Here is an 11,067-nt window from a genome sequence, read left to right as displayed (position 1 = left end):
GACCCCCGCCCGCCGCTGCCGGACGCGGCCGCCCGTCGGCTCACGATGCTGCTCACCGACCGCCCCGGCACGGCGGGCGGCGGCCGCAGAGGCAGCGCGCCCGATCTGATGGAGCTGCTGCCCCAGTGGCTGGCGACGGCGAACGCCCGCGGTTTCGCGCCGCCGCCCCAGGCGCTTCCGGCGCTGCTGGACGCGGCGCGGGGGCGTACGGACCTGCGGCCGGCGGCGCTGGCCTTCGCGGGGCCCAGGGCCCTGTGGCTGGCCCGGCTGAATCCGGACTGGCGGTTCGCCCTGCGTGCGACGCCCGGCGGAGGGACCGCAGCGCCGGGTGCCGATGCCGCGGAGCGGGCGCGCAGGCTCTGGGGCGAGGGCCTGTTCGCCGAACGCGTCGCTCTCCTGGCGTCCCTGCGCGCCCGCGATCCGGCTGGTGCACGCGAGTTGCTGGCGTCGACCTGGGAGACGGAACGGGCCGAGGACCGGCTGATGTTCCTCGACTCGCTGCGGACGGGGCTGGAGGCGGCGGACGAACCGTTTCTGGAGCAGGCGCTGACCGACCGCAGCCGCAACGTACGAGCCACGGCGGCCGAGTTGCTCTCGGCGCTGCCGCACTCGGCGCTGGCCGCGCGGATGGCGGCGCGGGCCGCGACGTGCGTGTCCCTCGACCGCACCCGCACCCCGCCGGCGATCACCGTCGAGGCACCCCACGAGTGCGACTCGGGCATGGAGCGGGACGGCGTGGTGGCCAAGCCGCCCGCCGGACGGGGGGAACGCTCTTGGTGGTTCGGCCAGTTGGTGGAGGCGGCACCGCTGGCCACCTGGCCGGCCCGGCTCGCGGGTCGTAGCCCCGAGGAGATCGTCGCCCTGCCGGTGTCGGACGGCTGGCAGAGCGAGCTGCACGCCGCGTGGTGCCGCGCGGCGGTACGACAGCGCGACGGCGGGTGGGCGAGGGCACTGCTGGGCGCGCCCACGGCGCCCGAGGCCGGGGGCCCGGGCGCGGTGTCCCTGGCCGAGCGGGCCAAGCTGCTCGGCACGCTGAGCGCCGGTGAACGCGCCGCGTGGGTCGCCGGGTTCATCGCGACGCACGGACTGTCCGAGGCGTTCCAGCTGCTCGGCATGTGCGGGGTGCCGTGGGCCACGCCACTCGGCCGTGCGGTGGTCGACGCGCTCGAGATTGCCCGGGACGCCGGGAGCTACCCGTGGAGCTTCAGCGGCGTCATGGGCCTGGCCGAGCGCTGCCTCGACCCCTCGGAGGCGGGCCGCCTCGACGGCCTGCTGGCGATACCGGACGAGCGGGAGGACGCGTCGCCGGGGGCCGGGTGGTACTGGGCGGAGGCGTTCCAGCGGCTCGTCACGACCTTGCGTCTGCGGGCGGCGATGGCCGAGGAACTCCGGGCGGGGCCGTGAGCCGCCACCCCGGGACCCGCTGCCCGTGCACCCGGCGGTCCGAGGCGTGCCCGCGTGGACACGGAGGGGGCGGCACCCGCGCCGACGGGACGGCCGCTCGCCGACGCCGGACAGCCAGGGTAGACGCCCAGGGCTCGACGGCCAGGGCTCGACGGCCAGGGCTAAACGGCCAAAGCCCGGACAGCCCGTGCCTACGCGCCCGCGGGCTCCCGTACGTTCGCCCGGACCCAGTCCACGATGGACGCCGTGGTCGCGCCGGGCGTGAAGATCTCCGCGACGCCCTTCTCCTTCAGCGGGGCGATGTCCGCCTCGGGAATGATCCCGCCGCCGAAGACCAGGATGTCCGCGGCGTCCCGCTCCCGGAGCAGCTCGATCACCGCGGCGAAGAGCGTGTTGTGCGCACCGGAGAGGATGGACAGCCCGATCGCGTCGGCGTCCTCCTGGATCGCGGTGTCGACGATCTGCTCGGGCGTCTGGTGGAGCCCGGTGTAGATGACCTCCATACCGGCGTCACGCAGGGCCCGCGCGATCACCTTGGCCCCGCGATCGTGGCCGTCGAGCCCCGGCTTGGCCACCACCACGCGGATCGGACCGGCTGCCACACCCATCACTGCCTCCATGAAGCGACTACATCCATCCGTACCGACAAGTACCGCACACTTCACGTCCTCGCGGCGCGGAGCCCCGCACCACAGTGTCCGGGGGAAGTGAACGAACGTTATCGCCAGCATCCCGCAACCGGCAGTTTCGCGGTGGATACAGAGGGGGAAATCACACGGTGGGACACGTTCGCCGCACACCGCACCGGGGCGCGGCGGCAGCACGCGCACGGAGAGCACGGAGAGCCGCAGCGAGGGCAGCACAGATCGGCAGCGGGCCTCATCGCCATTTCACCGACCCCACAGGCCTCATAAGTCCCACAGGGCTCTGGTACGGCATGCCGGAACACGGGTGGGCATAAACCTCGCAAACAGCACCAGTCACTGGTGTCACGGCGCTCCATGAGGGCACACGGGGGGACAGAGGCGTCCCTGCGCGTGCCGACAGGAGGTCGGCCCATGAAGGTCACCACGGCAGCACTGCCCCTTCTCCCCCTCGTCCAGCGTCTCCTGCCCGGGCTTCCGGGACTTCCCGGTCTTCCGGGGCTCCCCGCGGTCCCAGGACTCCCGGACCTGGCAGGCCTTCCGGGCCGACTGACCGGACTCTCGCTGACCCTCCTGAAGGCAAGCGCCCTGGAGGCCGCGATCCTCGCCGGGCACCTCCTCCTCTACCCCTCGGGGATCATCCAGGAGCGGCGCCCGGTCCAGGCCCTTCGGCCGGCGGACGCCCAGGGCCCGGAGCCGTCCCCGCCGCCCCCCAGGCTCCCGGCCCCGGCCAGCCCCCCGGTCGTGCTGCTGCACGGCTTCATCGACAACCGCTCGGTCTTCCTGCTGCTGCGCCGCAGCCTGGCCCAGCACGGCAGGCACGAGATCGAGTCGCTGAACTACTCCCCTCTGACCTGCGACATCCGCACCGCGGCCGAGCTGCTCGGCCGGCACATCGAGGAGATCTGCGAGCGGACGGGCAGCGAGCAGGTCGACGTCGTCGGGCACAGCCTCGGTGGACTGATCGCGCGCTACTACGTACAGCGCCTCGGCGGAGACCTCCGCGTCCGCACCCTGGTGACGCTCGGCACCCCGCACGCCGGTACCAAGGTGGTGCCGCTGGCGAACGCGCACCCGATCGTGCGCCAGATGCGTCCCGGATCGGCGGTGATCGAGGAGCTGACCTGGCCGGCCCCCGGCTGCCGTACGCGGTTCGTCAGCTTCTGGAGCGACCTGGACCGGGTGATGGACCCGCTGGAGACGGCCTGTCTCGACCATCCCGACCTGAGCGTGGAGAACGTCCGGGTGAGCGGCATCGGCCACCTCGCGCTGCCCGTGCACCCCACCGTGGCCACGGGGATACGGCAGGCGCTCGACACCGCCGGACCGGAAACAGGCGTGGAAACGGGTACGGAAACGGGCAAACGCTCCGGCGGGCTGACCGTGGCCTGAGACCGGAGCAACCCGTTCGGACTCGAACAATTCTCGAACACAAAGCCAAACTCGTGCCCGCCGTCCCCCAAAACACGGCCGATTGCCCGTTTCCTTCGCTCGTGAAACCTGACGAAGATTGTCGTGCCCGTATACCGCCGGGTACAGTCGCCGCACTGCTCTGGCAGCCCCTGTTGTCGAGGCGAAAGAGAAGTTGGTGAACGACCGTCACCCGTCGGGGACAAGAACCACCCCGGCTCAGGCTTCCGACGCCGCGTCGGCGCAGTACGCGTCGTACGGCACAGGGGAGGCCCAGTACGGCGACCTCACCACGTCCGGCGGCTACACCTCCACCGGTTTTTCCACCGGCACCGCCGACACCTCGGCCTTCGACACGGACCCCCTCTTCGGCAGCATGCCGGGCCACTACACCACCGGCACCCACGAGGCGACAGGGTCCTACGACACCACCCAGTGGTCCACCGGCGGCGAGCAGACCCCGCACTACGACGCGTACGCGGCCCAGCACCACGCCGCCTACGACACCGGCGCCTACGACACGACGACGTGGACGGCCGGGTACCAGCAGTACGGCTCCGTACCGCCGCAGGCCGCGGGCCCCGAGGCCACCGGGCAGTGGGACACCGGCGACTGGAGCCTTCCGGACCAGTCCGGCGCTCCGGCCGACGCGACCCAGCAGTGGGACTGGGGCACGCAGACCTTCGACACCGGCACCTTCCACACCGGCATCGCCGACACCGGCACCTTCGACACCGGGGCGTTCGACACGGGTGCCTACGAGACGAACGCCTTCGCGACCGGTACCTTCCACACCGGCGCGTTCCCGGGCGGCCCCGCGGACACCGGCTCCTACGACGCCACGCAGTGGAACGCGGACCCCACGGTCACCGGCGCGACCGAGCACCCCGTCCCGGACGACGCCGCACCGGACATCACGCCCGTCGCCGAGAACGCCGAACCCTCCCCCCATGACGGCGAGTTGGCAGCCACCGGTGAACTCCCCACCGTGACCGCCCTGCTGGACGACCAGGAAGAGGTCACGCCCGCCGCCCGGGTCCCGGCCGCCCGCACCGGCTCCCGCGCCGGGGCGCGTTCCCGTCGCCGCCAGCCCGCCAAGCGCTCCGCGCTGCTGACCATCGCCGTGCCGTCGGCCTGCGTGATGAGCGTCGCCGGTATCGCGGCCGCCTCCGTCGGCAGCCTGACCGGTGACGAGAGTGCGGACGCCGCGGCGTCGGCACCGGACCCGGGCAACGCGCAGGCCGCGCCGGTGAAGCCGTCCGCCGCCAACAACAAGCTGGACACCCAGCTCACGAGCCTGGCCGCCGGGGCCGACGACTTCGCCGACCGGGCCAGCCGGACCCAGGAGCGCATCGACCTCAAGGCCGAGCAGGCCCTGGAGAAGAGGCGGGCGGCGGAGGAGGCGGCCCGCAAGGAGCGGCTGCGCCCCAAGTTCGCGCTCCCGGTGGAACAGCACGGCCTCAGCGCCTATTACGGGCAGGCCGGCATCAACTGGATGTCCGTCCACACCGGCATCGACTTCCCCGTGTCGTACGGGACGAAGGTGATGGCGGCGACCGACGGCACCGTGCGGACGCAGTACAACAGCGCGTACGGCAACATGATGATCGTGACCGCGAAGGACGGCACGGAGACGTGGTACTGCCACCTCTCCAGCTACCAGGTCCCCTCCGGCACGACCGTGAAGGCGGGCGACGCGATCGCGTTCTCCGGCAACTCGGGCAACTCGACCGGTCCGCACCTGCACTTCGAAGTGCGTCCCGCGGGCGGTTCGTCGATCGACCCGCTGCCGTGGCTGCGCAGCCACGGCATCAACCCGACGTGACGCCGTAACGTCTCAGCAGACCGGCCGGGCGGCCACGGTCGGCCCGGGCTGACGCCCGGGCCCTCACCGCACCGCCCCGCGTCACATCCTCAGAGCTTCTCCACCGGCGCGTACCGCAGCAGCAGCCGCTTCGGCTTGGTGTCCCCGAAGTCGATCGTCGCCTCGGCGTTGGACCCGGTGCCCTTGACCCCGACCACCGTGCCGAGCCCGAACTGGTCGTGCGTGACGCGGTCGCCGACCGACAGTGAGACCGTCGGCTGCTCGGCACCGGCCGACCTGCGGGTGGCGAAGCCGGACGCACCCGACGCCGACGAGCGGGAACGGGACGAGGACAGCGAGGCCGCCACGCCCGAGACCGGCGCGGAGGACGCGGGGCCGTTCGCCCCGGTACGCTTCCACTCCAGGTGGGGGGCCGGAATCTCCTCCAGGAACCGGGAGGGCGGGTTGTACGACGGCTGGCCCCAGGCGCTGCGCAGCGTCGACCGGGTCAGGTAGAGGCGCTCACGGGCGCGCGTGATGCCGACGTAGGCGAGGCGCCGCTCCTCCTCCAGCTCCTTGGCCTGGCCGAGGGCGCGCATGTGCGGGAACACGCCGTCCTCCATGCCGGTGAGGAAGACGACCGGGAACTCCAGGCCCTTGGCGGTGTGCAGGGTCATCAGGGTGACGACGCCGTCGCCGTCCTCCTCGTCCGGGATCTGGTCGGAGTCGGCGACGAGCGCGACCTTCTCCAGGAAGTCGGCCAGCGTCCCGGCCTCCTCGCCCTCGGCCCGTTCCTGCTCGAACTCCAGGGCGACGGCCGCGAGTTCCTGGAGGTTCTCGATGCGGGTCTCGTCCTGCGGGTCGGTGGAGGCCTGCAACTCGGCCAGGTACCCGGTGCGTTCGAGGATCGCCTCCAGGACGGTCGCCGGTCCGGCGCCGGACTCGACGATGGTGCGCAGGTCCTCCATCAGCGTGTTGAACCGCTTGACGGCGTTCGCGGAGCGCGCGGCCATGCCGTACGCCTCGTCGACGCGCCTCAGTGCCTGCGGGAAACTGATCTTCTCGCGCTGGGCGAGCGCGTCGATCATCGCCTCCGCGCGGTCGCCGATGCCGCGCTTGGGGACGTTGAGGATGCGGCGCAGCGGCACCGAGTCCTCCGGGTTGGCCAGCACCCGCAGGTAGGCCAGGACGTCCCGGACCTCCTTGCGCTCGTAGAAGCGGACGCCGCCGACGACCTTGTAGGGCAGGCCGGTGCGGATGAAGACCTCTTCGAAGACACGGGACTGGGCGTTGGTCCGGTAGAAGACGGCGACGTCGCCGGCCTTGGCCTCGCCCGCGTCGGTGAGGCGGTCTATCTCGTCGGCGACGAACTGCGCCTCGTCGTGCTCGGTGTCGGCGACGTACCCGGTGATCCGGGCGCCGCTGCCCTGGTTGGTCCACAGGTTCTTGGGACGGCGGGACTCGTTGCGCTCGATGACCGCGTTGGCGGCGCTGAGGATGGTCTGGGTGGAGCGGTAGTTCTGCTCCAGGAGGATCGTCGTCGCGTCCGGGTAGTCCTCCTCGAACTGGAGGATGTTGCGGATGGTGGCGCCGCGGAAGGCGTAGATCGACTGGTCGGCGTCGCCCACCACGCACAGCTCGGCGGGCGGCACCTCGGCCTCCGGCGGCACGTCGACGGGGTGCTCCGAGGGCACGCCGACCAGCTCGCGCACCAGGGCGTACTGGGCGTGGTTGGTGTCCTGGTACTCGTCGACCAGGACGTGCCGGAAGCGGCGGCGGTAGTGCTCGGCGACGTCCGGGAAGGCACGCAGCAGATTGACCGTGGTCATGATCAGGTCGTCGAAGTCGAGGGCGTTGGCCTCGCGCAGTCGCGACTGGTACATGGCGTAGGCCTGGGCGAGGGTCTTCTCGAAGCCGTCGGCGGCCTGGGCCGCGAAGTCCTCCTCGTCGATCAGCTCGTTCTTCAGGTTGCTGATCTTGGCGCTGAAGGACTTGGGCGGGAAGCGCTTGGGGTCGAGGTCCAGGTCGCGGCAGACCAGTGCCATGAGCCGCTTGGAGTCGGCGGCGTCGTAGATCGAGAACGACGACGTGAAGCCGAGCTTCTTGGACTCGCGGCGCAGGATGCGGACGCACGCGCTGTGGAAGGTCATCACCCACATCGCGTTCGCGCGCGGGCCGACGAGATGCTCGACGCGCTCCTTCATCTCGCCCGCGGCCTTGTTGGTGAAGGTGATCGCGAGGATCTGCCCGGGGTGGACGTTCCGCGCGGCCAGCAGGTGGGCGATGCGGTGGGTGAGCACGCGGGTCTTGCCGGAACCGGCACCGGCCACGATGAGCAGCGGGGAGCCGGAGTGGACGACGGCGGCGCGCTGGTTCTCGTTCAGCCCCTCCAGGAGCGCGGCGGCGTCCAGGGCGGGGCGCGGGGCACCGTCCCGGTAGTGGGTGTCCCGGTCCGGAGGCGCGTCGAACTTCCCGCCGAACAGATCGTGCGGAACCGGCTCCGGTCCGTGCTCGTCCTCGGGCGGCGGCGGGGGTTCCTCCTCGTGACCCCGGGGGGTCTGGAGGCTCGCCAGGAAGCTGTCGTCAAAGAGGCTGCTCATCGCTCTCCGAGTCTAGGGCGCCCCACCGACAACCCGGTGCCACCCCGGAAAATGCCCGGCGCTCCAGGACCGGGCACGCCCCGCGACCGGCCGGAACACGAAGAGTGACGCCCACTGGCCGCCCAGAGGCGCCCGCACGGAAGGTCACGAAAATGTATCGGGCATATCACCCACCAACCTTCACAGCGGCCACACGAGTTGGCTACCGTGCGGGCAGGCCGCTCGACCCCCTCCGGCGAACCTCGCCGGGCCGCGCGGCCTCCGCCGAGTCCGGCCTGCCCGCACGGCAGCCGGAGCCGGGGACCCAACCGAGACCTTTGGGGTGAATCGGCCGCACCGCCCTCGACGAGACGAGAGGGCGGACGCCGTAGGGCAACCCTTCCGTGCCGCCCGAACCCGACAGCTAACCCGGTAGGCGGAGCACTGGAAGGAGTCGCCTCCCTTGGCGTCGCACCGCAAGTCGCGTCCCACCGGTACCCGCGTCGCGGGCATACGGACCCCGGCCCTCGCCACCGCGGCCCTCACCTCCGTCGCCCTGCTGTCCCAGACGGCGGGCGCCACGCCGTCGGACGACCGGCCGACCCTCGAAGAGGTCGAGAAGAAGGTCGACGACCTCTACCGCCAGGCCGGGTCGGCGACCGAGAAGTACAACGCGGCCAAGGAGAAGACCTCCAAGCAGCGCAAGAAGGTCGACACCCTCCTCGACGACGTCGCCCAGCGCACCCAGAAGCTCAACGACGCGCGCGAGGAGCTGGGCTCCTTCGCCTCCGCCCAGTACCGCACGGGCGCCGCGGTCCCGGAGACCGCGACCCTGCTGCTCGCGGATTCCCCGCAGGACTACTTCGACCAGAACCAGCTGATGAACCGGCTCACCGGCCGGCAGAAGAGCGCCGTCGACGACTACGTCACCCAGCAGTCCGAGACGATGAAGAAGCGCCGGGAGGCCACCGAGAGCCTCGAGACGCTCACCGGCTCCCAGACCGACCTCAAGACGGCCAAGTCGACCGTCCAGAAGAAGCTGGCCACCGCGCGGAAGCTGCTGTCGGAGCTGACCGCCGAGGAGAAGGCCCGGCTCGCGGCGATCGAGAAGAAGAAGCAGGACGAGGCCGCCCGCGAGGCCGCCGAGCTGGCGAAGCAGCAGGCGGCGCAGGAGGCCGAGCGCAGGCGGCAGGAGGAGGCCGCCCAGCAGCAGGGGAGCGGCTCCGGGTCCGGCTCCTCGGGGACCTCCGGCGGCACCGGTTCGTCGGACTCGTCGACGCCGGACACCTCCAACGGCACCAAGGCGGAGAAGGCGATCGCCTTCGCCCGCGCCCAGCTCGGCAAGCCGTACGTCTGGGGCGCCACGGGCCCCGGCTCCTACGACTGCTCGGGCCTCACCCAGGCCGCCTGGAAGGCCGCGGGCGTGAGCCTGCCGCGTGTCACCTACGACCAGGTCAACGCGGGCACGACCGTCTCCGTCTCCCAGGCACAACCCGGTGACCTGGTCTTCTTCTACGACGACATCAGCCACGTCGGCCTGTACATCGGCGACGGCATGATGATCCACGCCCCGAAGCCGGGCGCGTACGTCCGCGAGGAGTCGATCTTCTACGACGGCGAGTCGTCCATCTACAGCGTGGTGCGCCCGGCCTGATCGGCGAGAACGCGTCTCTCCTGCGATCCGATCCGCCGGACAGGCCCTAGCATCGGGCGCATGTCATCGGCCACCCATCCCTCCGCGCTGCGCACCTGGTGGGCGCAGCGTCCACCGGCGGCCGGGGCCGCGGTGATGGCGACCGGCATCGTGTCGGTCGCCCTGCATCTGACGGGCCGCGAGATCCTGTCCCGGACCGCCCTGGTCCTGGCCTGCGCCGCCTGGCTGATACTGGCCGCGAACTTCGTCTACCTGCTCCTTGCCGACCGGGCGCAGTGGGTGCAGCGGGCCGGGACGCCGGGGGCGCTCACCGCCGTCGCCGCGACGACCGTGCTCGGCACGCGGTTCTCGCTGCTCGGCTGGTCGCTCCTGGCGGCGGTGCTGCTGGTGCTGGCGGCCCTGCTGTGGCCGTGGCTGCTGTACCTGGTGGTGCAGCGCTGGGGGCGGGGGATGCCCGGGGCGGTGTTCCTGAGCTGCGTGGCCACGGAGGGGCTCGCCGTGCTCGCCGCCACGCTGGCCGCGGCCACCTCGACGCCCTGGCTGGCGCACGCGGCGCTGGTGCCGTTCTGGCTGGGGATCGTGCTCTACCTGATCGCGCTGTTCCGCTTCGACCTGCGGCAGGTGGCCCGTGGCTCCGGGGACCACTGGGTGGCGGGCGGCGCGCTCGCCATCTCGGCCCTCGCCGGCGCCAAGCTGCTCGCGGCGGCCGGGACCGGCATGTACCTGTGGAACGCCGACGACCAGGCCGTCCTGCACGACGTGACCGTCCTCCTGCTCACGCTCGACCTGGCCTGGTACGCCGTACTGCTGGCCGCCGAGATCGCCTGGCCCCGCCTCCGCTACGACGTGCGCCGCTGGTCGACCGTCTTCCCGCTCGGCATGACGGCGGCGGCGACGCTGTCCGTGGCCGTGGTCGTCGACGTCCCGTGGCTGGACGCGCCCGGCCGGGCGCTGCTGTGGATCGCGGTGGCCGGGTGGCTGGCGGTCGCGGCGGGGGCGGTCGTCCAGGCCCGGGCCGGACTGCGGTCCGCGGCGGAGGGCTCCGGGGCGGCGGTCAGGTCCACAGCACCGCGATGAAGACGTTCACCAGCGTCAGCGCTCCGACCAGGCCGAACAGCGGCTTGTCCACCTTCTCGTCGTCGCGCTTCACGTAGACCAGGCCGAGGATCACGATCAGCACGGCGAGCTTCACGCCGATCTTGACGTTGTCGACGGAGTAGTCCTGGGCCTGGTTGAGGCCGACCAGGACGGCGCCGGTGACCAGCATCGTCAGCGCGCCGTGCAGCATCGCGGGGGTGAACCGGGCCGCGTCCCGGCCCATCGCCTTCATCTGGGTCAGGAAGCCGCCCAGGAGCGCGGCGATACCGATGATGTGCAGGCCGACGAAGAGGTGGATGAGTACGTCCATGAGGCCGGAGCCTAATGAGGGCCCGGGCGCGCCCGGACACCGGCCCGGCCCGCCGCTCCCATAACAGCTCACGTTCCCCGTCCGCCTCCGATCCGGCATATCGGTCATCACCCTGCGTGAAGACGACGGGTCCTGGAGCGGGTGTCGGTCGCATACGGTCGCCG

General features: G+C 71.8%; 8 protein-coding genes and 1 riboswitch. Of the genes, 5 read left to right on the top strand and 3 right to left on the bottom strand.

The annotated features are described in order from the left end of the window. A partial coding sequence (locus BZZ08_RS32020; protein ID WP_241965619.1) for a DUF5691 domain-containing protein occupies positions 1–1,404 on the top strand: 1,404 nt, incomplete at its 5' end. 191 nt (positions 1,405–1,595) lie between these two features. Here the strand turns inward: BZZ08_RS32020 and BZZ08_RS32015 are convergent. Beyond that, positions 1,596–2,012 carry a cobalamin B12-binding domain-containing protein gene (locus tag BZZ08_RS32015; protein ID WP_003974171.1) on the bottom strand — a complete coding sequence of 139 codons (417 nt, stop codon included), beginning with the start codon at positions 2,010–2,012 and terminating at the stop codon, positions 1,596–1,598. A 450-nt stretch (positions 2,013–2,462) separates the two neighbouring features. Here BZZ08_RS32015 and BZZ08_RS32010 point away from each other — a divergent pair, with 450 nt between their 5' ends. Both BZZ08_RS32010 and BZZ08_RS32005 read left to right on the top strand, forming a co-directional pair. Continuing rightward, on the top strand, positions 2,463–3,440 hold the full coding sequence (locus BZZ08_RS32010; protein WP_104635702.1) for an esterase/lipase family protein: 978 nt from the start codon (positions 2,463–2,465) through the stop codon (positions 3,438–3,440). A 196-nt stretch (positions 3,441–3,636) separates the two neighbouring features. Further along, positions 3,637–5,283: a M23 family metallopeptidase gene (locus BZZ08_RS32005; RefSeq protein WP_104635701.1), complete on the top strand. Its 1,647-nt coding sequence runs from the start codon at positions 3,637–3,639 to the stop codon at positions 5,281–5,283. 89 nt (positions 5,284–5,372) lie between these two features. On the opposite strand, the gene pcrA is transcribed toward BZZ08_RS32005, so the two are convergent. Further along, positions 5,373–7,862, bottom strand: a complete 2,490-nt coding sequence (pcrA, locus tag BZZ08_RS32000) for a DNA helicase PcrA (protein ID WP_104635700.1) — start codon at positions 7,860–7,862, stop codon at positions 5,373–5,375. A 252-nt stretch (positions 7,863–8,114) separates the two neighbouring features. Then, positions 8,115–8,297: riboswitch (cyclic di-AMP (ydaO/yuaA leader) on the top strand. A gap of 7 nt (positions 8,298–8,304) precedes the next feature. Here pcrA and BZZ08_RS31995 point away from each other — a divergent pair. Then, positions 8,305–9,495: a C40 family peptidase gene (locus BZZ08_RS31995; protein WP_104635699.1), complete on the top strand. Its 1,191-nt coding sequence runs from the start codon at positions 8,305–8,307 to the stop codon at positions 9,493–9,495. Between the two features lie 60 nt (positions 9,496–9,555). Continuing rightward, positions 9,556–10,572 carry a tellurite resistance/C4-dicarboxylate transporter family protein gene (locus BZZ08_RS31990; protein ID WP_104635698.1) on the top strand — a complete coding sequence of 339 codons (1,017 nt, stop codon included), beginning with the start codon at positions 9,556–9,558 and terminating at the stop codon, positions 10,570–10,572. On the opposite strand, the gene BZZ08_RS31985 is transcribed toward BZZ08_RS31990, so the two are convergent. Continuing rightward, entirely contained in the window at positions 10,550–10,903 is a 354-nt protein-coding gene (locus BZZ08_RS31985) for a hypothetical protein (protein WP_104635697.1), read from the bottom strand. The genes BZZ08_RS31990 and BZZ08_RS31985 overlap by 23 nt on opposite strands. Positions 10,904–11,067: the final 164 nt, after the last annotated feature.

Source organism: Streptomyces sp. MH60 (assembly GCF_002939385.1).
Lineage (GTDB): Bacteria > Actinomycetota > Actinomycetes > Streptomycetales > Streptomycetaceae > Streptomyces.
This window is presented reverse-complemented; position numbering and strand designations above follow the sequence as displayed.

What these genes read in the sequence shown, in the direction of transcription:
- BZZ08_RS31985 (WP_104635697.1), bottom strand. Translation starts at nt 10,903, where the DNA reads ATGGACGTACTCATCCACCTCTTCGTCGGCCTGCACATCATCGGTATC.
- BZZ08_RS31990 (WP_104635698.1), top strand. Translation starts at nt 9,556, where the DNA reads ATGTCATCGGCCACCCATCCCTCCGCGCTGCGCACCTGGTGGGCGCAG.
- pcrA (WP_104635700.1), bottom strand. Translation starts at nt 7,862, where the DNA reads ATGAGCAGCCTCTTTGACGACAGCTTCCTGGCGAGCCTCCAGACCCCC.
- BZZ08_RS32010 (WP_104635702.1), top strand. Translation starts at nt 2,463, where the DNA reads ATGAAGGTCACCACGGCAGCACTGCCCCTTCTCCCCCTCGTCCAGCGT.
- BZZ08_RS32015 (WP_003974171.1), bottom strand. Translation starts at nt 2,012, where the DNA reads ATGGGTGTGGCAGCCGGTCCGATCCGCGTGGTGGTGGCCAAGCCGGGG.